Here is a 21,965-nt window from a genome sequence, read left to right as displayed (position 1 = left end):
CATTAGCTAAATACGGCTATACCTAGTACAAGGAATGCACTTTAAGCGTTCTTCTGGTGGCGATAATAAATCAATATTTTGTTTATTGCCTTGGCGTAAACGACTTAATGTTTTGGCTAAACGCTCTTGCTCTAATGGATTAAGCAAATTGTTCAGGTAAATGGTGAGCGAGGGCGGTAATAACGAAAATGTACCACGTCGCCGTAGTAGCACTCATAATCAATAAGAATATAATTCACTCAGTATTCAATTGAGTTGATGATATAAATTGAAAAACCAGTCAACAAAAATTGGCTGGTTTTTTCTATATAAAGTAGAAATAAATAATTACTCAATTGGGTACATTTTATTGGCATATTCCAAGAGTGCATTAATTTCTATATTGATGGTAAGGGATTAGACAAATGGTTGGGGTTTGATCGGCAAACGGATTGGCGGTTTTTAGATTTTGATTTTGATATTTTTATTGTTGATAAAGATAACTTTCCTAATTACAATCGTAATAAAATAATTTACAGTAAAGCCGAACAATATTTAGGTATTAAACCTGTTTATAGTCAATTAGAGAATAATCGATTAGTGCTTTATCGTTGCCATTGTGGTAGTGATTATTGTTCTGTGATTTCTTGTACTTTAGATATTACAGAACATTAGGTGAAATGGAATAATATTGCATATAAGGATGGATTAGATAGAGAGGAGGCTTTAGATTTGGATAAGCATGGAATAACACCTATTAAACAATTTATATTTTCTAGAAAACAATATCAGCAGGTTTTTAATAAGTATTTAGACACTTATTTGTAAATGGTTAAATACTGATTTTATATAGAGTTATGATTTATTGATTAATTCAATTACCTCTGCATCCATAAGTGGTGTGAGTTTTGCACTAATAACGATTTTTTTGTATTTGTTATTCAACCCACCGGCAATGACTTCATTGAATAATCGAATTTCTACTTGGGATAATCCATCTTCGGTACGTTCTAAAGGATGAATTACCACATTTCTTTTTCGACAAAAAAAGGATAATGGGTTAATACCTATTTGAGTAAGTGCTGTTCGTATCGCTTCAATAGCAGGGTAAAAATCACCAATTAACATTCGGCTATGAGTAAAATGACGTTCTACAGAAAATTCTTTTTTGGTGTGAAGATCACGAACTTCGATGCGATTAATATAAACTTTAATATAAATGGGTTCCATCTAGCTCATTCCTTTTTACTAATTAAATTAAGCCAATCGCTTCTTTTAAGGGTTTAAGGTAACGTCGACTGACCGGAATTTGTTTATTATTATGTAAAATAAGTTCTGCTTGTCCATTATCACCAAATACAATTTCATTGACATAATCCATATTCACTAAATATTGACGATGGCAACGTACCAGCGGAGTGCGTGTTTCTAAAGTACGTAATGTAAGCTCAGTAAAACCTTCTTGCCCTTGATTATTGGTGACATAGACACCGCTTAATCGTGATGTAGCAAACACGGCTTCATCGATTGGCATTAGCCAAATACGGCTATGCCCAGTACAAGGAATGCACTTTAAGCGTTCTTCTGGTGGTGATAATAAATCAATATTTTGTTTATTGCCTTGGCGTAAACGACTTAATGTTTTGGCTAAACGCTCTTGCTCTAATGGTTTGAGCAAATAATCAAAAGCATGCTCTTCGAATGCTTGAATAGCATATTCTTCAAATGCGGTTAAAAAGACAATATAAGGGCGATGTTCAGGATCAAGCATTGAGACCATTTCTAAGCCAGTAATACGTGGCATTTGAATATCAAGAAAAACCACATCAGGTTTTTTACGATGTATTTCCCCTATCGCCTCAATAGCATTACTGCATTCACCAATAATATGAATATCTTTTTCTTCTTCGAGTAAACAACGTAAATTTTCACGAGCAAGCGGCTCATCATCAACGATTAATATATTCATTGTTATGCTGCGTTATCCATATTTTTTTCTAAGGGTAAACAGATTTTTATTTTGGTATAGTTATCAGGCTGACACTCCACAAGTACACCATATAGATCACCATAGCGTAATTTAATCCGCTTATCGACAAGTCTCATTCCTAAACCGAGCTGATGTGATGCGCCTTGCGAATGATAAAGCCCTGCATTATCACTAATTTCGATCACTATTAAGTGGTCTTCTTGATGCGCTCTAATTGTAATCTTTCCGATGCCTAATAACTGTGATGTTCCATGTTTAATTGCATTCTCAACCATAGGCTGAAGCGAAAATGCAGGAAGGCGCGCAGTGGCTAAATGTTCAGGTATCTGAATATCTATCTGTAAACTATCTTGAAAGCGCGCTTTTTCAATTTGTAAATAAGCCGTGACGTGTTCAATTTCATCACTGAGTGTCACTATCGCTTCGGGTCTTTTTAAATTCTTACGAAAAAAAGCTGACAGAAATTGCACTAACTGTTTTGCTTGATCACTATCACGACGAATAACGGCTTGTAATGTATTTAATGCATTAAATAAAAAGTGGGGATTGACTTGTGCGTGTAGTAATTTAATTTCTGATTCTAATAGTGATTGTTTATTTCTTTCGTATTGCCCGGCAAGAATTTGTGCTGATAATAGACTGGCGATCCCTTCTCCTAAGGTTCTATTAATGGAGCTAAATAAGCGATTCTTTGCTTCATAGAGCTTTATGGTGCCAATAACGCGATTATTTTCTCCTCGTAAAGGAATAACCAGTGTCGAGCCTAATTTACAATGTGGAGAAAGGGTACATCGATAAGGTGTCTCATTACCGTCCGCATACACGACTTCGTTATTATTAATGGCTTGTTTAGATTGTTCTGAGGAAATCGGTGTACCCGGCAAATGATGATCAGCGCCAATACCAATAAAAGCGAGTAGTTTATCTCTATCCGTAATGGCGACAGCACTGACTTTTAATTCTTGGTAGATAACTTTTGCAACACGAGTACTATTATCTTGGTTAAAGCCTTTACGTAAAATACCTTCAGTGCAAACCGCAATTTTTAATGCTTGAGCGGAGAAAGCACTGGTATATTTTTCAAAAATGGCACGTCTATCTTGTAATATCCTAATAAACATCGCAGCACCTATTGTATTTGCTACAATCATAGGAGCGGCAATATTTTTTACTAAAGAAAGTGCTTCATCAAAAGGACGAGCGAGTAATAAAATAATACTCATCTGTATTATTTCGGCAAAAAAGGTGACGGTAGCCGCTGTCCAAGGATTAAATATGCGGTGCATTTGTCCATGTTTTACATAATAACGATGAACTAATCCACCAATTAATCCTTCTGCGATAGTGGATACCATACAACTTAACGCTGTCATTCCGCCGAGGGAATAGCGGTGTAAGCCACCCGTGAAGCCAACGAGAAAGCCTACATACGGGCCACCTAATAATCCGCCTAATACGGAGCCAATAGCACGGGTATTAGCAATAGAGTCATTAATATGCAATCCAAAATAGGTGCCCATAATGCAGAAAATGGAGAAAATCACATAGCACATTAATTTATGTGGAAGTTTGATAGTCACTTGTAAAAGAGGCGTAAATAGCGGCGTTTTGCTGAGAAACCACGCAATAATGAGATAAACGCACATTTGCTGTAATAACAGCAAAATTAAATCAAATTCGTACATAAGTTGTGTGTACCACTTTCTGTGTTTATTTAATAAATTAAAAAAACGTAGATAAAATGAGGCTATTCATGGAGTAATAAAATTTGGTATAAGAATAACTTAATCGCACTATCAAAGAAAATCTTCCTCTGAGTCAGTGATCTAGCGCACAAAATTCTTAAAGAAATAGCCAGTTATTGTGTAAGATAACGCTATCAGTGAGTGTTCTACTTCACTATTAAGGTCTAATCGTTATATGAAAAAAAGAGCCATCTATCTTATTTTATTAATGCTAATACTTATTGCATTAGCCGTTCTTTTCCGCGCGCATAATCAATATTTATTACTGCAAGGTGAAGTGGATGCACCTGAAGTTATTGTGGCCTCTAAAGCCAAAGGACGTGTTATAGAGCGTCATATTGAGCGGGGTGATGATGTTAAAGCGGGGCAATTGATGATCACCTTAGATAGCCCAGAACTCAATGCTCAAGTGGCTGCACTGGAAGCGGCAAAAGCCCAAGCTCAAGCTCAATTAGATCTCTCTATTCACGGTACAAGAGAAGAAAGCATTCGCAATTTACAAGCGATCTTATCTCAGGCGCAAGCACAAGCCACCAATGCAACGAAAGATTACCAACGTCTTAGTGCGGTCGCCAATAAAGGTTATGTCTCTGCCAATGAGCTTGATAGTGCTCGTAGTCGTCGAGATGTTGCCGTGCAGCAAGCCAAAGCCGCTCAAGCTGAATTAGATGAAGCGAAAAACGGTGATCGTATTGAATTACGTGAGAAATACCGAGCCGCACTACAACAAGCAGAGCAGCAATTAATTGAGCTGAAAGTTCAGCAACAAGATTTACAGGTAAAAGCTCCGGTTGACGGCGAAGTGGGGCCTATTCCTGCGGAAGTGGGTGAGCTTTTTAATGCCAATAGCCCATTAGCTACGTTAATTCGTCTCCCTGAAGCCTATTTTGTATATAACTTGCGTGAAGATATTTTAGCCGATATCCGCAAAGGCGATCGCATCACCATCACTGTTCCTGCGTTAGGCAATAAAGAAGTGGAAGCAGAAGTTCGCTATATTGCTCCTATGGGAGATTACGCAACGAAAAGAGCGACGCGTGCAACAGGAGATTTCGACTTAAAAACCTTTGAAGTTCGACTGTATCCAACGGCACAAATTGAAGGACTACGTCCTGGTATGAGCGCATTATGGCGTTGGGATAAGTAAGGGCGAATAATGAGAGTAAAGGCAGCTTGGCGTGGTTTTAATAGCGCATTCTCACGAGAAACCCATATGGCAGTGCGAAGCCCAGTGTTCCACTGGCTAAGCTGGCTGTTTCCATTAATGTTATTCACATTAATTAGTGCTAACTTTTCAGAAGGTACTTTGCTGAACTTGCCAGTTTCCGTTATCAATAATGATAATAGTCCACTATCAAAAACGTTGATCCGAGATTTAAATGCAGGCTCTCATGCAAAATTAAGTGCGCTAGATACAAATCCGCGAACCGCCTTAGAGCAGTTAGGAAGTGCAAAAGATTACGCTATTTTAATGATCCCCCGCCATTTTGAAAAAGATGTATTAGCAGGTAAACAGCCGACAACCCGAATGTATTACAATGGGTTGTATTATGCTGCGGGTAGCTATGCTATACAGGATTTTAGCGGGTTAATTGCCGAGCTTAATGCTCAATATCGCACTGTTTTAGCGCAAGAGATGAATAAGCCAGTGCCGCCTTTAGCCAAAGTAACACTCTCTTATGACAGCCTGTTTAATGCTAGTGGTAGTTATATCTACTATCAACAATTTGCTGCAACCATTCATATGCTGCAACTCTTTGTTGTCACCTGCACGATTTACTCCTTATCACGGGGTAATATGCTATTAAACCTCAAACCTTTCACTTTTGCCCTAATAGGTAAATTAGCACCTTATACGCTGTTTTTCTTAACATTATTAATGGTTGAATTAGCGGCGTTGGTGCATTTTTCAGGGGCAAAAGTCAATGGTAATCCGCTTTATATGATATTGGTGGGGTTCTTTTATATCATCGCGGCACAAAGTATTGGGTTGCTGTTGTTTACATTTACCAATAGTGCGATAACCGCATACAGTATGATAGGTATGCTAGTGAGTATCGCCTTAGCTTTTTCAGGGATGGCAGTGCCTGAACTGTCGATGATATTACCTGCTCGAATCATTTCTAATCTAGAGCCATTAACGCACGCCTTAAATGCTATGTTTGATATCTTCTTAAGAGAAGTTTCGTTACAAGGTATTCTTTATGTGTGCACACTTTTGTTGATTTATCCTTTTGCGATTGCGCTTTTAGTTCGCAAACGCATCTTTAAAAGATTGGAATTACAGGTAGGTGTCGTATGATGCAGATGTATTTCCAAACATTTAAGCGTGTTTTATTAGGCATGTTAGAAAAACCGATGTGGATGTTATTATTGGTTTCTCTTTGCATTATGAGTTTAGTCTACGCTAAACCTGTATTGTGGGATCTGCCTGTGGCGGTGATCAATCAAGATCATAGTCCCGCCAGTTATGCCCTTATCCGCTCATTAGATGCTACACCTAAATTAAGCTTAAAGGGATATGATAATTTAGATGAAGCTCGTCATGACATGATCATGCGTGAACTGTTTGCCATTATTATCATTCCAACAGATTTTGAAAAAAAACTGCTTAATGGAAAAAATGTTACCGTTCCTGTGTATGGGGATGCGACCAACCGCCTTGCTAGTGGACAAATTCAGCAAGAATTAATGCAGGCGTATCAGCAATTATTAGATAACTATAACGGCCGTATCTTACAAAATGCGGGTTTTAGTGCGACACAGTCAAAAATATTATTAAAACCGATCCAAAGTGAAACTATCGCCATGTATAACCCTGGGGTCAGTTTTGCCGCCATTATTTTCCCAGGCTTGTTAGTGATGTTATTGCAACACTCATTATTAATTGCTTGTGTACGAGTGAGTATCGCCGTCAGAGGAACGCCAAAAGGGAAGCCTCCGTTAGCGGTATATTTAGGCGCGCTATCTGCACTTATACCGATTTGGCTCTTTTTATCTTCGGTGTTCTTTGCACTATGGCCGTGGGTATTAGGCTATCGTCAAGAAGCACCACTTTATCAAATTTGGATGTTGACCTTCCCATTCTTATTAGCGGTATTAGGATTAGGTAAGTTGATCACCGAATGCTTGCGCAGTGTTGAGATGATTTACTTAACATTGGCATTTGTGACGACACCAGTATTCTATATTTCGGGAACTATTTGGCCATTACAAGCTATGCCGGATTGGGTATTGGCAATATCCTCTGCATTACCTTCTACATGGGCTGTAAATGCTATGGCCGGAATTAACCAGATGGGATTATCATTCCAAAGCATCCTAGGGGATATCGTGATGATGCTGGTTTTAGGCGTGATATATACCATTTTGGGGGTGTTAGTGGGTATGTTGCGCAATGGTGAGTTAAGGAAAATTACTCATCAATTTAAGCATTGGGCGAGACATTACCACCGTTCAAAGTAAATAATATCTGTAATATGCTAGGTAAATAGGACGGGATTACTGAAAAGTTATCCCGTCTTTTTTATTTTAGTGTAAATTTTCTATAATAGTCTATTAATAAAAAAATTTTGTTTAAATTATTTTACTTTTATGCAATCTCTATCTAAAGATATTATCTTAATAATAATAATGTTTTTAATAAGCTTAAATAATTAATGTTATTGCTATAATAATTGATGTGAACTATTTTAAGTGCTTTTCCTTATCTTAATATATAAAAAATAAATTAATTACTTTTTATATAAACATAAAAAACAAATAATTATATAAAAACTAGTAATGACACTTAATTAAAATAAACCAATCTTATTGTAATAAATTTAATTTAGAAGGGCTAAATAAAATAATCAAAATAAAACATTCAATTAAAGTAAGAATAAAAATTTTAAAAAATTAATTGTTAAATTTTAATTAAGTATTATTATATTGATGTCAATTTAATTTCTTAGTAACTTTTATCTTATTATCTAAATAAGATAAAAGTCTATGAAAAATCGTAATTAAATGTGTTTATTATTTTCTAGGAATTAAGGTAATTTATATGAAACTTAATTATTTGAAACTTTTTGTGATCTCTGCATTATCTGTAGGTTCTGTTTTTGCTGTTTCAGCTGAAGATCCTGTAGGAAATGGACCTGTAACCGTGAATGGTGGCGAAATATTTTTTAAAGGTGAATTAGTAAATGCAGCATGTGCTGTTGACTCTTCATCTGATGGCCAAATAGTTAAATTAGGTCAAGTGAGAACTGCAAAATTAGCGAAAGCTGGTGATTTTAGCGAAAATACTAATTTTACTATCCAATTAAATGATTGTGACTCTAAAGTAGCTAGTACTGCAAAAGTTGCTTTTACAGGGGTTTCTGCTGCAGGACAAGATGACGTATTAGCAGTATCTTCTTCTTCTGCTGGTGGTGCTAAAAATGTCGGTATTCAAATTTTAGATAGTAAGAGTGCACCAATGTCTTTTGATGGCGCTGGATTCGGTAATGCAACTAAATTACATGATGGAAAAAATATTATTCCATTCCAAGCAAGATATTATGCTTTAGGTGCAACTGAACCTGGTATCGCAAACGCGAATGCAACCTTTGCTGTCCAATACGAATAATATATAGCCTTATACTATTTTTTAGTATAAGGCTTTTTTACTTTTTTGTGGGTTATTTTAATAAGACATACACCAAGATTAGCTATAGTGGATTATAAAAATGAATAGTATTCTAACTTTTTCTAAAATAAAGCTTCTTTTTTTAATGCTCTTAACTCTATGTGTCATTAACCAAGCATATGCTGCTGTATCATTAGGGGCAACTAGAGTCATTTATTTTGCAGGTGAAAAGCAAGTAAAATTACCAGTAATTAATAATGATGAAAAACGTTATTTAATACAGTCTTGGATAGAAAATAGCAAAGGAAAGAAAGATAACTCTTTTGTTATTACGCCTCCTCTATTTTCTATGCAGGGTAAAAAAGAGAATACTTTAAGAATTATAGATGCAACTAACAATAAATTACCGAAAGATAGAGAAACTTTATTTTGGTTGAGTGTAAAATCTATCCCCGCTGTAGAAAAATCACTTGCTAATGAGAATATGTTACAACTTGCGATTATTAGTAAAATAAAATTCTTTTATAGACCAAAAGATCTCACCATATCTCCAGATGAAAATTATAAAAAACTACAATTTAAACGTAATAATGACACACTTATTATAAAAAATCCGACACCTTATTTTATTACGATGACTGAATTAGAACTTGGTGGTAAAAAATTAGAGAACACTATGGTTCCACCTTTTGAAGATAAGTCTATCTCTATTCCAACATCAGCTTATGGGAAACTCTCGTTTCAAACTATTAATGATTATGGTGCCATCACACCAAAAACAATCGTCGACGTTAGATAATCATTATTTAATATTGTAGAATTGAAAGAGTGATATTATGTCATTTTCAACAGGTATAAATAGCTTAAGCGGCATAAAAATAAATAACGTAAAATTATTTATTTTTATACTTGCGCTACTATTTTCAGTTGACTCAAAGTCTGAGGAGGAGTTTTATTATAACCCCTATTTCTTATCAGATAACCCGGAGTCTGTCGCTGATCTATCTTCTTTTGAGAAAGGATTAGAAGTACCTGAAGGTAATTATCTGGTTGATATTTACTTAAATGACATATTCTTAAAAACCCAATATATCAATTTTATTGAGAATAAAGGGCAGCTATCACCATGTATCACAAAAGCAGAGCTAAAAAGTTGGAATGTTAATTTAAATCTCATAACGGATGAACAAAATAAAGATAAAAATAATGTTGAACAGAAAAATGAGCTCGATGAACATTGTCAGTCACTTACTTCATTAATTGCTCAAGCCACAGCAAATTTTGATGTTGGTTCACAAAAGCTCAATCTCACTATACCTCAAGTATATTTAGTCAATCAGTCTCGAGGCTTTATTCCACCAGAGTTATGGGATGATGGTATTGTGGCTGGATTTATTACCTATATTTTAAATGGGAGTAAAACTCGCAACGATGGTAGCCCAGATACTCATTTTACTCATCTCAATTTACAAAGTGGGATCAATCTTGGGCCATGGCGTCTTCGTGATAACTCTATTTATTCTTATGATTCTATTAATAAATCAAGTTGGAAACATCTGAATACTTATATAGAACGTGGTATTAATAAATTATATTCTCGTCTTATTATTGGTGATAGCTACACACAAAGTGAAGTTTTCGACAGCATCAACTTTAGAGGCTTTCAACTGTCATCTGATGAAGTTATGTTACCGGATAGCCAAAGAGGTTTTGCTCCGATTATTCGAGGTGTCGCCCGGACTAATGCCGAGGTTACTATACAGCAAAATGGTTATGTGATTTACCGTAACTCTTTTCCACCGGGTCCTTTTGTTATTGATGATCTCTATTCAACAAGTAACAGTGGCGATTTAGAGGTAACCATTACCGAGTCTGATGGTTCAACACAAACCTTTACTGTGCCATATTCATCAGTCCCTTTATTACAAAGGGAAGGACATACCAAATATTCAGTGACTGTAGGTAGTTACCGTTCGGGTAATGATGAGCAGGAGCGGCCTTATTTTCTACAAGGATCAGTGATCCACGGCTTACCTGCGGGTTGGACCATTTATGGAGGAACCCAGTTATCCAAAAATTACCAAGCGGCAAGTATTGGGGTAGGTAAAAATATTGGGCGTTTTGGGGCTTTATCATTTGATATTACCGAAGCGAGATCAATACTACCCGATGACTCTACACACCGTGGGCAATCGATACGTATTCTTTATAATAAATCTATCAATGAATTAGGCACAAGGGTGCAACTTGCCGGTTATAAATATGCGACGAGTGGTTTTTATACTTTAGCAGAGACTACTTATAAAAAAATGAGAGGAAATTATATACAAACGGAGGATGGTGTTGTTGAAGTTAGTGGATTGCCACAAAGTTACTACGATCTTATTTATAATAAAAGGCAAAGGATACAACTCAATATTACTCAAAAAATAGGTGATCAATCTACGTTATATATTATTGGTACTAATCAGCGTTATTGGAATTCTAAAAAACAAGATAATCAATTACAGATAGGCCTTAATACTATTATTAAAGGTATTAATTTAGGCCTAAATTATAGCTTATCTAAAACATCATGGAATGATAGTAAAGATCAGATGTTAGCATTTAATACTAGTATTCCTTTTAGTAACTTTATGCGTTCTGATAATGATTCTATATGGCAAAATGCGAGTTTAAGTACTAACTCCTCGCATAACATGAAGAAACGTTTTAACAATACTATCGGATTAAACGGTTCATTATTGGAAGATAAAAACTTAAGTTACAATATTCAAACAGGTTATTCTCATGAAGAAGAATCGGACTCAACAGGATATGCCTCATTAAGTTATAACGGTTCTTATATGAATAGCAATATAGGTTATAACTATACCGATACATCACATCAAATAAATTATGGTATGAGTGGCAGTATTTTAGCTCACTCAGGTGGTATAACACTTAGTCAGCCTATATATCAAACAGCGGTGTTAGTTAAAGTACCTGAAGTTAAAAATATAAAATTAGAAAACAATAGTGGCATCACGACAGACAGTAATGGTTATGCGGTTTTACCTTATGTTTCTGAATATAAAGAAAACCGTATTGCATTGGATACCAATTCATTCTCTAACAATATTGAAATAGATAATGCGGTGAAAAGCGTAGTTCCTACTCGTGGGGCCATTAGTGCGATCACATTTGAGCCTAGTGTTGGGATAAAAGCAATTACGACATTAACCCATAAAGGGAAACCAGTACCTTTCGGGGCTATCGTTGATTCAGGTAATAATACTGGGATTGTGGCAGATGAAGGAAAAGTTTATTTAACAGGGTTATCACCTTCAGGGCAATTAAAAGTTAATTGGGGTAGTAAGAAAGAGCAACAATGCTTAGTAAATTACACATTACCACCACAAGATCCAGATAAACTTTATGTTGAATATAGTGCAGAGTGCCACCCTATTAAGGAATAAATAATGACTAATAATATTAAGGGTATTTTGACAACACTATGGTTATTTTTCTTATCATTATCACCTAATGTTGCATATTCTGCCGATAGCATTATTCAAATAACAGGTTATATGAGAGATAACACCTGTGCAGTTGCACCAGAATCACAATACCAAACTATTGATTTATTAAATAATGAAGTTAAGCGGTTATATAAAGTGGGAGAAACAACACCCTTTATTCCTTTTCATATAATACTGGAGCCTTGTGGAGAATCAGTGATTGCTGTGAAATTCTATTTTAATGGTATTTCAGATAGAAATAATCCTTCATTATTAGCGTTAGATCCGATAGCAACATCTGCTTCTGGTGTTGGAATACAAATATTAGATAGTGAAAGGTCACCCATTCCTATTAATCCAAGTAGTGACCAACTTAAATGGATCCCCTTAGTTGCAGGAAAAAGTAACACCGTTTTTTTCTATAGTCGATTAATGGCATCTGATATGCCTGTCTTAGCTGGAAAAATTAAAGCCAGTGCCACTTTTACACTCGAGTACCAATAGAGATAAAGAGAATCAATGATGAAATATAAATGGCGAGGAGTAAAAAACGTAATATTTGCTATTTTATGCTGCAATACTTCATTCGCTATGGCTGCAGATGCAACAATTACTGTTAATGGAAGTGTAATAGCAAGGCCTTGTGAAACAATCACAAAAACAGCCAATGTGGACATGGGCGACCTATATACATTCGATTTTATGATCCCAGGCTCTACCTCTAAATGGTATCCCGTTGATTTGGAATTAAGAAATTGTCCTATTGGTACAACTTCTATTGAAGCGACATTCACCGGTCTTGATGATAGTACTGGATACTATAGAAATCAGGGCTCAGCTAAAAATCTTCATTTAGAATTACAAGATACTGCAGGTAATAAATTAAGAAACGGTTCGAAAAAAGTGGTTGAAGTTGGTGAGTATTCGTTTGCTGCAATTTTTCCTTTACGAGTAAGAGCCATCTCTGTAAATGGTAGACCTACACAGGGATCAGTACAGGCAATAATTAATGTTACCTATGTATTTATGTAATTGTTATTTAATTAAATTATAGAAAAAACATTATGATAAGCTATAAAAAAACAATGCGTTTTTTATTGTATTTAAGCTTCGGTTTATTTTCAAACCCAGTACTATCATTTACTTGTAAAGTCGCTTCAACGGGACAAATTGTCGGTGATGGTGCTGCTAATATACGCGTTAATTTAACGCCTCGAGTTGAAGTAAACCAGAATTTGGTAGTGGATTTATCTCAACAAATTCTTTGTAAAAATGATTCTTATGGTGGACCTAGAGATCCAATAGACGTTGACCATGTTAATTTAGTTAGTGGAACGACTTTTGGAGGCGCGCTGAATAATTTTGACGGCTCTTTATTATGGTATAACAGTTATTATCCTATTCCTCTTTATTACGATACAAAAGTTATTAATATTAAAGACAGAAATTTTATCCCACTAAATCTTAGATTGTATTTGAAAAGTATTGGTGCTGCGGGAGGGAAGCAAATAAATAAGGGGGATTTAATTGCAAAAATAGAAATGTACAAAATTGCAGATTGGGATGGTGGGCACCCTCGTTTTTTTACATGGAATATTTACGCATTAAATGATGTTATTATGCCTACTGGGGGCTGTGATCTTTCTAGTAGAAATGTCACGATTAATCTTCCTGAATATCCGGGTAATGCGCAACCTATTCCTTTATCTATTTTTTGTCCTAGACAACAAAATATTTCTTACTATTTAACAGGATCAACGTCTGATGTGAATAATACGGTCTTTACCAATATATCATCTAACTCTCCTGCTAAAGGGGTTGGAATTAAAATATCAAATAATAATGGTGTTATTCCTGCTAATACACCGGTCAAATTAGGCAATGTGACGAATAATAGTGTGAGTTTAAGGCTATCTGCTTCGTATGGTGAAACGGGAGAAAGAGTAAGAGCGGGTAATGTAAAATCCGTTATCGGTGTGACCTTTGTTTATGAGTAGATGTTTATTAAAATAAAGTGGAATAATAATTTTATTTTCCACCTTATTTAGATTTCAAAAAATATCTACTTATTCAACTAATTCTAAACCAGCCAGTTTACGCCAATAACCATTACAATCATGATGATGGATGGTGTTAATAGGGTGTGCGCCTTGTTCATTTTGGCGAAATTGTTTTAAGGTAGTAAAAACTTCATCAGACTGCGGTGAAAGACGGACGATATCGACTAAACCTGCCATTGAAGTTAAATCATTACCTAAATTGTAACAGTAGCCACTTTGCGTTTGAATACCATTTAAAACAAACACTTGTTGGTTTTCTTGTGATAATACCTGACGGCCTTGTGGGTATTTTTGACAGCAGGTTTCACAATCATCTTTAGCACGATTTTCCGAGCGAGCAGTAAAACAACGCGCTGAATAAGCCAAAGGAAGATGACCATAAGCGAATACTTCTACTTCAAATTTATCTCTAATCGCTAATTCTTCACATTGAATTAAAAGATTATTTAACCACTCACGAGACAGCTCAACCGGCATACACCAACGTATCATGCCTTGTTTCTGTAATAAACGTAGTGCATAAGCGTTATAGCAGTTTAATCCATGGCCTGCTACAAAAGGTAAATGACGCTCATAAAGCATATTGATCACACCAAAATCATGAGCCTCAACTAAAAATTCACCGTTATCCACCAGCTTTGCTATCTCTTTTAGTTCAGAAGGCGCTTGTAGTAGTGCTAAGGTAGAAAGGATCACTTGTTTACCACTTTTAGCCACTTCTTTGGCCAGATTAATCCAATCTTGTGGTTTAGTCTCACGGCGCTTACTACAGACTGTTTCGCCTAAGTAGATAATATCAGCATCGCTCTGTTTTGCTTGCTGATAAAATGTCTCAAGTGTTTCTTTTTGCCAATAATAAAGTACAGAGCCTAATGCGTATTTCATATTAATATCCCTTATTATTGCCATTTCCGGTGGTAAGCACCTAATGTTGTTTGTGTTCCTTCAGATATTTTTCCTAATGCACTCATCCAACGCGGTTGGGTTTTAAAACCTTGAGGATCTTTTTTACATTGGTCAATAGCTGCACGCCATACTCTTGCAACTTCAGTAACATACGCGGGGCTACGTTGGCGACCTTCAATTTTGACAGAGGCAATATTCATAGCCATAAGTTCAGGTAGTAGCGCTAGCGTATTTAAGCTGGTTGGCTCTTCTAAGGCGTGATAGCAGTGTTTATCAACAAAATAACGTCCTTTACATAAAGTAGGATACCCTGCATTTTCATCAGGAGCATAACGGTCTATTAAGACATCATTGAGGCGAGATTCCATACCTTGTGGTGTTTGCTGCCAACGGACAAAACGAGCTGGGGAACAGGCTCCGACAGTATTAGGCGATTCACCAGTTAGATAAGAGGAAAGATAACAGCGTCCTTCAGCCATGATGCACAAACTACCAAAGGCAAAGACTTCTAAAGGAACAGGACTACTTTGAGCCAATTGTTTGACTTGATGAATAGAAAGAACGCGTGGTAGTACAATACGTGCAACATCAAAATTGCGTTGATAAAATGCGATTGCCTGAGTATTAGTGGCCGACGCCTGTACCGATACATGACGCTCTATCTGTGGATAGCGTTCAGCTGCGTATTCTAGCATAGCAATATCGGCCAAAATTAATGCATCGGCACCTAAATGAGCCGCCATATCAATGGCTTTTTGCCAACGTTCAAATCCATCAGGATGAGCAAAAGTATTAATGGCAATATGCAGTTTTCGCTGGTGGCGATGTACGTAATTGACGGCTTCTTGCAATTTCTTTTCTGTGAAGTTTAAGCCAGCAAAATGGCGAGCATTGGTGTCATCTTTTAAGCCGATATAAACGGCATCTGCACCATTATCAACAGCGGCTTTTAATGCGGGTAAGTTACCTGCTGGGCACAACAATTCCATCTTCACTTCCCTTTAGAGATTAAAAATGATCAGAAATTGTAATAAGCAGGATAAAAAAAGGTTTTGATTTAGGGCAGAGAATATTGAGTTTTACTTAAGTAAAATTAAATAACTCAAAATATGAACAACCGATTAACGGAATATTGATGTAGGATCGCAGAATCGCTATCTATATCTGGCACAATACCCGCAATTAAATGTTAAGGAGTCCGAAAGTGTTTAATAAAATTCGCACCCGCCTAGTTAAAGATGGCCCTCGTTTCTTGCGTTACCCTTTGCAAATCACGCCATTTGCTTTGCAACGTGATATTTTAGAACAGTTTTTAAGTTGGCAATTCCGCGAAGCATTAGCTGAGGGGGATTTACACTTCTTGGAAGATAAATGGCTAAAGGTAGAAATTAAAGATTTACATTTGCAGTGGTTTATCAGTGTTTGTGATGATAAATTAATCGTAAGCCGTTCTGAAAAAGAAGATGTAAGTTTTAGTGGTAATGCTAACGATCTTATTTTAATTGCCGCGCGTAAAGAAGATCCGGACACCTTGTTTTTTCAACGACGCTTACAAATTGAGGGCGATACAGAACTTGGGTTATATGTTAAGAACCTAATGGATGCAATTGAGTTAGACTCTATGCCATCTGTATTGCGTTTTGGTTTACTACAATTGGCTGATTTTGTGAAAAGTGGCCTTCAAGATGAAGTTGAAGACACCGCACACAGCCATGAACTGAGCTCAACTTCATGCTAATACGTGTTGAAATTCCTGTTGATATTCCTGCTATTGATGATCTTTTACGCCAATCATTTCCAACAGGCGCAGAAGCCGATTTAGTTGGTCACTTACGTGAAGAGGGATTATTAACCTTAGGTATGGTGGCAATCAATGACGAAGGCCGGATTGTTGGTTATATCGGTTTTACACCTGTAGATATTGAGGGAAAAGATTGCCAATGGGTAGGACTTGCGCCATTAGCTGTGGCGCCACAATACCGTGGTCAGGGCATCGGTCGTCAATTGATTAATGAAGGGCTTGATAGCCTTAATGAGTTTGGTTATGGCGCTGTTGTGGTATTAGGTGAGCCAACTTATTATCAAAAATCAGGTTTTATACCGGCAAAATCACAAGGCTTGCATTGCAAATGGCCGAATACAGAAGAAGCATTTCAATTTTATGCTTTAGATAATGGCAATGTTGATGATATTCACGGCTTAGTGAACTTTTCGCCGTTATTTGATGAGGTTTGATAATCGCATCTTTTCATTATGCTAAATACTGTGCAACGTCTGAAGGCTGATCAATGATCAGCTTTTCTTTTTGTATTTTTTTTAACTGTTTTAAACGATATTCAAGTTGAGACGCTTGTTGCCTATCGCCAACTTGGCAATAAAACTCCAATGATAATGGGCCTTTCCCTCTTAGTGCTTTCGCGCCAGTTCCATTTTGATGCTGATTAAATCGTCGCTCAACATCCGTTGTTATTCCGGTATAAAGAGAGCCAAGACGATTTCTGACAATATAGATTGACCATTGAGTATCAGCCATCTTTTTTCCTTTTTGTGCTACTTATGATTTTAATAAACAAAATTTCTTAATTTCTAACGGTAGTTATTAACAAACCACTAAGTTTCAAATCTTGTAATTATATCAACACGTTGTGAAAAATTTATGACGTAAAAAACGTTTTTCTAAAAAAATACATTCAATTATTTTGAAAAAGAACAGCAATAATTGCTAATTTTAAAGTTAAATTAAAATGCATAATATGATCCACATCACAGAGACACACTCCGCGATAGATAACAAATTTAGAATTTAATTGGAGTTCATCATGAAAAAATCTACATTAATCGCTGCAACATTAGCTTTAAGTGCTATTTCATTCGGTTCAATCGCTGCTGACAGCGTAGCAACTAGCCATACCTCTACTGGTGAGTATATCACAATTACAGGTAACGATACTTTAGATGGCTTAACAACTAAAATTGCACAAATCGCAAAAGATGAAGGCGCAACTGGTTATAAAGTTATCGGTGCTACAGGTGACGATTATCTGACTGTAAATGCGGAAATTTATCGTTAATTTATAATTATTCTCGATAAGTTACCTGCACAAAGAGACACGCGGTAAGACGCTTGTTTTGGTGATATAATTATCACCTAAACAGCGTCTCTTTTAGTTTCTATGTAGGTAAATTATGTCTACGCCAGACTCGATCAAAATAATTAAACAATATATAGCCAGTCACCATGTGTTTACCTTATGTACAACTCGTGCATTAGGGGATATTTGGTGCGCGAATTGTTTCTATTGGTTCGATGAAAGCAACATGCGACTTGTTTTTCTCTCAGAAAAACATACACGACACGCACAAATGATGCAGGAAAATTTATTTGTTGCGGGCAGTATTAGTACTCAAGAGGTTTCTGTCGCCAATCTGCAAGGCGTTCAATTCACCGGTACAGTGTCTTTATTAACCGCTAATGACGACATCAGAGCAAGAAAACAGTATTGCTTACGTTTCCCTGTGGCGCTAGCCGCCATCCATGTGCCTTTATGGCAATTACAATTGCAAGAAATTAAAATGGTGAATAATCAGCTCGGCTTTGGTACTAAGCTCTTTTGGCAACGTCACTAAGTTACTGCTTATTGCCAAAAGTAGTAATTTTTTTGTTCCCAACCTTTTAAAGACATACATGAGGTATAGAATGTTTTTCTATCTTCTTGATTAATATCTGCTACATAGCTTTCTGTCATCGGAACACGTTCTGTATAGGTCTTTTTATCCCCACAACGCTCTTTGTCGTCTTTACGGCAGGTTTTTTCTACATCACGATAAACGGTGTGTTGTAGTACCTCTTTACGAATAGGGTAACGTGTATTCGCATCCAAATCACAAATTAACTTTGCTTCTTGTAATGTGTAATCGGGTACCCCTTTTGGCTCCCATTTACTACTACACCCAGTTATTAAAACGATTGAAATTAAAGGTAAAAAAATAAATTTCATATTAAATATTGTCATAAAAAGAAGAATTAAGAATACTAATCATAAAACAAAACTAATCACTTTGACTATTGTTTTTGAAAATGATTCGCATTTGATAACGGAAGTGACTAAATAGGAGCGCTTTATAATAGTGAAGTGATCCCCAGTAGTAAGGTGATTTATCACTGGGGATCATGAGATATTACTCAAATAATGAAAGATTTTTTTCTATCTCTGCATCTATTTCAGTATGTTGGAGATGTTTAACATCAAGTTTCTTTTTCAATTCACTGCCTAGCTTCACGAGTTGATCTCGATTGGCTTTCGATTGCTTTTTACCCCATTTTTTTAAATGGTAGTTCAGTTCATGATCTTCAGAAAAGCTTACATATTTATTATCACTTAAAGGCATATATCCTCCAGTTAATTCAATGTGTATTACTTCAATTTATGGATCACCTGATTACTACTACCGCGCCACAGTAATGCGGGATCATAAAGTTTTTGTACGAATTTGCCGTCAATCAGTACGTTAATATAGCTAACGACTTCTTGTTGCTCTGGGGTTAAGTCAGCCAATAAATAGCCTGTCCAAACCCAAATATCTTTCTCAGGGCATTGCGTTTTAACACGTTTTACCAATTTTAATATAGCAGAAAGATTTTGAGGGTGCAGGGGATCACCACCGGAAAGTGATAGTCCTTGTCGTTTAATACGAGTGTCTTGTAAATCAGCAATGATCTGATCTTCCACTTCTTGGGTAAACGGCTTGCCAGATGTTAGTGACCAAGTTGATTTATTATAGCAACCACGACATTGGTGTACGCACCCTGCAACAAACAGGGTGCAACGTGTTCCTGGGCCATTGACAACATCAACAGGGTAATATTGATGGTAATTCACAGTATTAACCTAACTGACCATTAGCCAGATGTTTAACTCGACGTTTAACTTCTTCTTGTTTACCGGCATTAAATGGACGCGAATCAGGACTGCCTAAATAGCCACATACACGGCGTATCACCGAGACTCTTGCAGGGTTGTGATTACCGCATCGAGGGCAGGTAAAACCTTTACTGGTACAAGAAAATTCGCCGGTATAACCACAGTCATAACATTCATCAATAGGGGTGTTTGTGCCGTAGTAAGGGACACGGGTGTAGCTATAATCCCAAACGTCTTCTAATGCTTTTAGGTTATGTTGTAAGTTTGGATATTCGCCATAGCATATGAAACCACCATTGGCTAATGGCGGGTAAGGGGCTTCAAAATCCAACTTATCATATGGATTCACTTTTTTCTCTACATCTAAGTGGAAACTGTTGGTGTAATAACCTTTATCAGTCACCCCCGGCATAATACCGAATTCTGCTGCATCTAAACGGCAAAAACGGTCACATAAGTTTTCACTAGGTGTACTGTAAAGACTAAAACCATAGCCTGTTTCTGCTTTCCATTGATCTGTCGCTTCACGTAAACGCTGAATAATTGCTATTGCTTTAGCTCTCAATGTTTCATCATCAAAGACGTGTTTTTGCGTACCAAATAAGGCATTAATCGTTTCATGAACACCGATATAACCTAATGAAATGGAGGCCCGGCCATGTTTAAAAATTTCAGCAACACTGTCATCCGCTTTTAAACGTACGCCACAAGCACCTTCCATATAAAGAATAGGGGCAACACGTGCTTTGACGTTTTCTAAACGAGCAATTCGGGTCATTAAGGCTTTTTTAGCCAATTCAAGACGTTTATCAAGCAGCGACCAGAATGCGGCTTCATCTCCTTTGGCCTCAATGGCAATGCGTGGTAAGTTTAAACTGATCACCCCTAGGTTATTGCGCCCTTCGTGGAGCATCTCGCCATTTTCTTCATAGACGCCTAAGAAGCTACGACAACCCATTGGGGTTTTAAACGAGCCGGTTACTTTTACCACTTGATCGTAATTTAAAATATCAGGGTACATCCGCTTGCTTGCACATTCTAAAGCAAGTTGTTTGATGTCGTAGTTAGGATCACCAAATTTATGGTTTAAGCCATCTTTAATAGCAAAAACTAGTTTGGGGAAAACCGCCGTTTTGCGGTTTTTACCTAAACCCGCCATGCGATTTTCAAGGATTGAGCGTTGAATTAAACGTGCTTCTTTTGATGTGCCTAGGCCAAAGCCAAAGGTCACAAAAGGCGTTTGACCATTAGCCGTATGTAGAGTGTTAACTTCATATTCTAAAGATTGAAAAGCGTCATAACACTCTTTTTCTGTACGTGCGTTGGCGTAAGCTTCTTTATCCGCTATTTGCCATTCTTGCGCCACTTTATAGTGTTTGTCGTAACTGGCTTTGACAAAAGGTGCAAGGACTTCATCAATACGGTTGATTGTCGTGCCACCATAAATATGACTAGCGACTTGAGCAATGATCTGTGCAGTCACCGCAGTGGCTGTTGAAATGGATTTTGGCTGTTCTATTTCTGCATTACCCATCTTGAAACCGTTGGTTAACATACCATTGAGATCAATCAGCATGCAGTTAAACATAGGGAAAAAGGGTGAGTAATCGAGATCATGATAATGAATTTCACCGCGCTCATGAGCGAGTACCACATCTCTTGGCAGGATATGTAATTTTGCGTAATGTTTAGCCACAATTCCCGCAAGTAAATCGCGTTGGGTTGGGATAACTTTACTGTCTTTATTCGCATTCTCGTGCAAGATAGAGACATCACTCTGTTCGATAAGACCGCGGATTTCCTGAGTTAATCGTCCTCGTTGCTCACGAGCAACATCTCGGTCATGACGGTATTCAATATAAGCTCTGGCAATATCTTTGTGCTCGCCAGCCATCAGCTGATTTTCAACGGCGTCTTGGATCTCACGGATATCGACATTCGAACGTCCTGCGAGAGATTGTGAAACAGATTGAGCGACAAACTCACAATAATCATCATCAGTGATCTGACAAGCTTCGGCTGCTCTTTTGATAGCATCGCTGATGCGGGTTTGGTCAAAAGAGACTTTACATCCGTCTCGTTTTATCACTATGGTTTTCACAATCTGGCTCCTTAACTATTTATCCACAGGCTCTAATCCCATAAAAACAGGTGATGGCGTAGCATTGAGACTAATTGTGGATAAGGTGTGTATAATTACTATATGTTGTATCTGTGTATTTATTAAAGCACAATATATAGTAATTGGAAG

The 21,965-nt window shown here is 36.8% G+C and carries 25 protein-coding genes; 14 read left to right on the top strand and 11 right to left on the bottom strand.

The genetic code is table 11. The features are described from left to right. Nucleotides 1–6 precede the first annotated feature (6 nt). Nucleotides 7–213, bottom strand: coding sequence for a hypothetical protein (locus AACV00_RS01110; protein ID WP_036919638.1), 207 nt, complete (start codon nucleotides 211–213; stop codon nucleotides 7–9). A 195-nt stretch (nucleotides 214–408) separates the two neighbouring features. Here AACV00_RS01110 and AACV00_RS01105 point away from each other — a divergent pair, with 195 nt between their 5' ends. Continuing rightward, the gene (locus AACV00_RS01105) at nucleotides 409–654 is read left to right on the top strand and encodes a hypothetical protein (protein WP_004246226.1); all 246 of its coding nucleotides are present in this window, start codon (nucleotides 409–411) and stop codon (nucleotides 652–654) included. 180 nt (nucleotides 655–834) lie between these two features. Here the strand turns inward: AACV00_RS01105 and AACV00_RS01100 are convergent, their stop codons facing one another. The 3 genes from AACV00_RS01100 to AACV00_RS01090 are packed head-to-tail and all read right to left on the bottom strand — an operon-like array spanning nucleotide 835 to nucleotide 3,654. Beyond that, nucleotides 835–1,209, bottom strand: coding sequence for a YjaA family stress response protein (locus AACV00_RS01100; RefSeq protein ID WP_004246224.1), 375 nt, complete (start codon nucleotides 1,207–1,209; stop codon nucleotides 835–837). Between the two features lie 22 nt (nucleotides 1,210–1,231). After that, the gene (gene btsR / locus AACV00_RS01095; protein WP_004246223.1) at nucleotides 1,232–1,948 is read right to left on the bottom strand and encodes a two-component system response regulator BtsR; all 717 of its coding nucleotides are present in this window, start codon (nucleotides 1,946–1,948) and stop codon (nucleotides 1,232–1,234) included. A gap of 2 nt (nucleotides 1,949–1,950) precedes the next feature. Beyond that, nucleotides 1,951–3,654, bottom strand: a complete 1,704-nt coding sequence (locus tag AACV00_RS01090; protein WP_155289700.1) for a sensor histidine kinase — start codon at nucleotides 3,652–3,654, stop codon at nucleotides 1,951–1,953. A gap of 235 nt (nucleotides 3,655–3,889) precedes the next feature. Here AACV00_RS01090 and AACV00_RS01085 point away from each other — a divergent pair, with 235 nt between their 5' ends. The 9 genes from AACV00_RS01085 to AACV00_RS01045 all read left to right on the top strand — a co-directional run bounded on the left by AACV00_RS01085 (nucleotide 3,890) and on the right by AACV00_RS01045 (nucleotide 13,823). Beyond that, nucleotides 3,890–4,861, top strand: coding sequence for an HlyD family secretion protein (locus AACV00_RS01085; RefSeq protein ID WP_004246221.1), 972 nt, complete (start codon nucleotides 3,890–3,892; stop codon nucleotides 4,859–4,861). A 9-nt stretch (nucleotides 4,862–4,870) separates the two neighbouring features. After that, nucleotides 4,871–6,016 carry an ABC transporter permease gene (locus tag AACV00_RS01080; protein ID WP_004246220.1) on the top strand — a complete coding sequence of 382 codons (1,146 nt, stop codon included), beginning with the start codon at nucleotides 4,871–4,873 and terminating at the stop codon, nucleotides 6,014–6,016. Next, the gene (locus AACV00_RS01075) at nucleotides 6,016–7,179 is read left to right on the top strand and encodes an ABC transporter permease (RefSeq protein WP_012368735.1); all 1,164 of its coding nucleotides are present in this window, start codon (nucleotides 6,016–6,018) and stop codon (nucleotides 7,177–7,179) included. The genes AACV00_RS01080 and AACV00_RS01075 overlap by 1 nt, the downstream gene beginning before the upstream one ends. Before the next feature lie 580 nt (nucleotides 7,180–7,759). After that, complete coding sequence (gene fimA / locus AACV00_RS01070; protein WP_004246218.1) at nucleotides 7,760–8,326, top strand: type 1 fimbrial major subunit FimA; 567 nt, start codon at nucleotides 7,760–7,762, stop codon at nucleotides 8,324–8,326. A gap of 100 nt (nucleotides 8,327–8,426) precedes the next feature. After that, entirely contained in the window at nucleotides 8,427–9,125 is a 699-nt protein-coding gene (locus AACV00_RS01065) for a fimbria/pilus periplasmic chaperone (RefSeq protein ID WP_161680007.1), read from the top strand. Nucleotides 9,126–9,162: 37 nt separating this feature from the next. Continuing rightward, on the top strand, nucleotides 9,163–11,784 hold the full coding sequence (locus AACV00_RS01060; RefSeq protein WP_161680005.1) for a fimbria/pilus outer membrane usher protein: 2,622 nt from the start codon (nucleotides 9,163–9,165) through the stop codon (nucleotides 11,782–11,784). A 3-nt stretch (nucleotides 11,785–11,787) separates the two neighbouring features. Continuing rightward, nucleotides 11,788–12,330, top strand: a complete 543-nt coding sequence (locus tag AACV00_RS01055) for a fimbrial protein (RefSeq protein WP_004246215.1) — start codon at nucleotides 11,788–11,790, stop codon at nucleotides 12,328–12,330. A gap of 15 nt (nucleotides 12,331–12,345) precedes the next feature. Further along, nucleotides 12,346–12,858, top strand: a complete 513-nt coding sequence (locus tag AACV00_RS01050; protein ID WP_004249593.1) for a fimbrial protein — start codon at nucleotides 12,346–12,348, stop codon at nucleotides 12,856–12,858. A gap of 32 nt (nucleotides 12,859–12,890) precedes the next feature. Then, entirely contained in the window at nucleotides 12,891–13,823 is a 933-nt protein-coding gene (locus AACV00_RS01045; RefSeq protein ID WP_004252977.1) for a fimbrial protein, read from the top strand. Nucleotides 13,824–13,892: 69 nt separating this feature from the next. On the opposite strand, the gene AACV00_RS01040 is transcribed toward AACV00_RS01045, so the two are convergent. Together AACV00_RS01040 and ubiU are read right to left on the bottom strand one after the other, a co-directional pair. Next, nucleotides 13,893–14,771: a U32 family peptidase gene (locus AACV00_RS01040; RefSeq protein ID WP_004249589.1), complete on the bottom strand. Its 879-nt coding sequence runs from the start codon at nucleotides 14,769–14,771 to the stop codon at nucleotides 13,893–13,895. A 14-nt stretch (nucleotides 14,772–14,785) separates the two neighbouring features. Then, the gene (ubiU, locus tag AACV00_RS01035; protein ID WP_004246211.1) at nucleotides 14,786–15,781 is read right to left on the bottom strand and encodes a ubiquinone anaerobic biosynthesis protein UbiU; all 996 of its coding nucleotides are present in this window, start codon (nucleotides 15,779–15,781) and stop codon (nucleotides 14,786–14,788) included. Nucleotides 15,782–15,996: 215 nt separating this feature from the next. On the opposite strand from ubiU, the gene ubiT reads away from it, so the two are divergent. After that, entirely contained in the window at nucleotides 15,997–16,530 is a 534-nt protein-coding gene (gene ubiT, locus AACV00_RS01030; protein ID WP_004249588.1) for a ubiquinone anaerobic biosynthesis accessory factor UbiT, read from the top strand. After that, on the top strand, nucleotides 16,524–17,027 hold the full coding sequence (locus tag AACV00_RS01025) for a GNAT family N-acetyltransferase (protein ID WP_004246209.1): 504 nt from the start codon (nucleotides 16,524–16,526) through the stop codon (nucleotides 17,025–17,027). Before ubiT ends, AACV00_RS01025 begins: the two co-directional genes overlap by 7 nt. 16 nt (nucleotides 17,028–17,043) lie before the next feature. Here the strand turns inward: AACV00_RS01025 and AACV00_RS01020 are convergent, their stop codons facing one another. Beyond that, nucleotides 17,044–17,325 (bottom strand): GIY-YIG nuclease family protein, encoded by a 282-nt coding sequence (locus AACV00_RS01020; RefSeq protein WP_004246208.1) that lies wholly within the window; start codon nucleotides 17,323–17,325, stop codon nucleotides 17,044–17,046. Between the two features lie 286 nt (nucleotides 17,326–17,611). Between AACV00_RS01020 and AACV00_RS01015 the strand changes: the two genes are divergently transcribed. Together AACV00_RS01015 and AACV00_RS01010 are read left to right on the top strand one after the other, a co-directional pair. Beyond that, nucleotides 17,612–17,863, top strand: coding sequence for a YdgH/BhsA/McbA-like domain containing protein (locus tag AACV00_RS01015; protein WP_004246207.1), 252 nt, complete (start codon nucleotides 17,612–17,614; stop codon nucleotides 17,861–17,863). A gap of 115 nt (nucleotides 17,864–17,978) precedes the next feature. Next, the gene (locus AACV00_RS01010) at nucleotides 17,979–18,419 is read left to right on the top strand and encodes a YhbP family protein (protein WP_004246206.1); all 441 of its coding nucleotides are present in this window, start codon (nucleotides 17,979–17,981) and stop codon (nucleotides 18,417–18,419) included. Nucleotides 18,420–18,427: 8 nt separating this feature from the next. On the opposite strand, the gene AACV00_RS01005 is transcribed toward AACV00_RS01010, so the two are convergent. The 4 genes from AACV00_RS01005 to nrdD all read right to left on the bottom strand — a co-directional run bounded on the left by AACV00_RS01005 (nucleotide 18,428) and on the right by nrdD (nucleotide 21,815). Further along, nucleotides 18,428–18,790 (bottom strand): hypothetical protein, encoded by a 363-nt coding sequence (locus AACV00_RS01005; protein WP_036900642.1) that lies wholly within the window; start codon nucleotides 18,788–18,790, stop codon nucleotides 18,428–18,430. A 181-nt stretch (nucleotides 18,791–18,971) separates the two neighbouring features. After that, nucleotides 18,972–19,181, bottom strand: a complete 210-nt coding sequence (locus tag AACV00_RS01000; RefSeq protein ID WP_004249586.1) for a hypothetical protein — start codon at nucleotides 19,179–19,181, stop codon at nucleotides 18,972–18,974. 26 nt (nucleotides 19,182–19,207) lie between these two features. Continuing rightward, the gene (nrdG, locus tag AACV00_RS00995) at nucleotides 19,208–19,672 is read right to left on the bottom strand and encodes an anaerobic ribonucleoside-triphosphate reductase-activating protein (RefSeq protein WP_004252969.1); all 465 of its coding nucleotides are present in this window, start codon (nucleotides 19,670–19,672) and stop codon (nucleotides 19,208–19,210) included. Nucleotides 19,673–19,676: 4 nt separating this feature from the next. Further along, complete coding sequence (nrdD, locus tag AACV00_RS00990; protein WP_161680003.1) at nucleotides 19,677–21,815, bottom strand: anaerobic ribonucleoside-triphosphate reductase; 2,139 nt, start codon at nucleotides 21,813–21,815, stop codon at nucleotides 19,677–19,679. Between the last annotated feature and the right edge of the window lie 150 nt (nucleotides 21,816–21,965).

This window comes from Proteus sp. G3927 (assembly GCF_963894685.1).
In the GTDB taxonomy this organism is placed as follows: domain Bacteria; phylum Pseudomonadota; class Gammaproteobacteria; order Enterobacterales; family Enterobacteriaceae; genus Proteus; species Proteus mirabilis.
The sequence above is the reverse complement of the archived record's forward strand: the minus strand, read 5'-3'. Positions and strand labels throughout refer to the sequence as shown.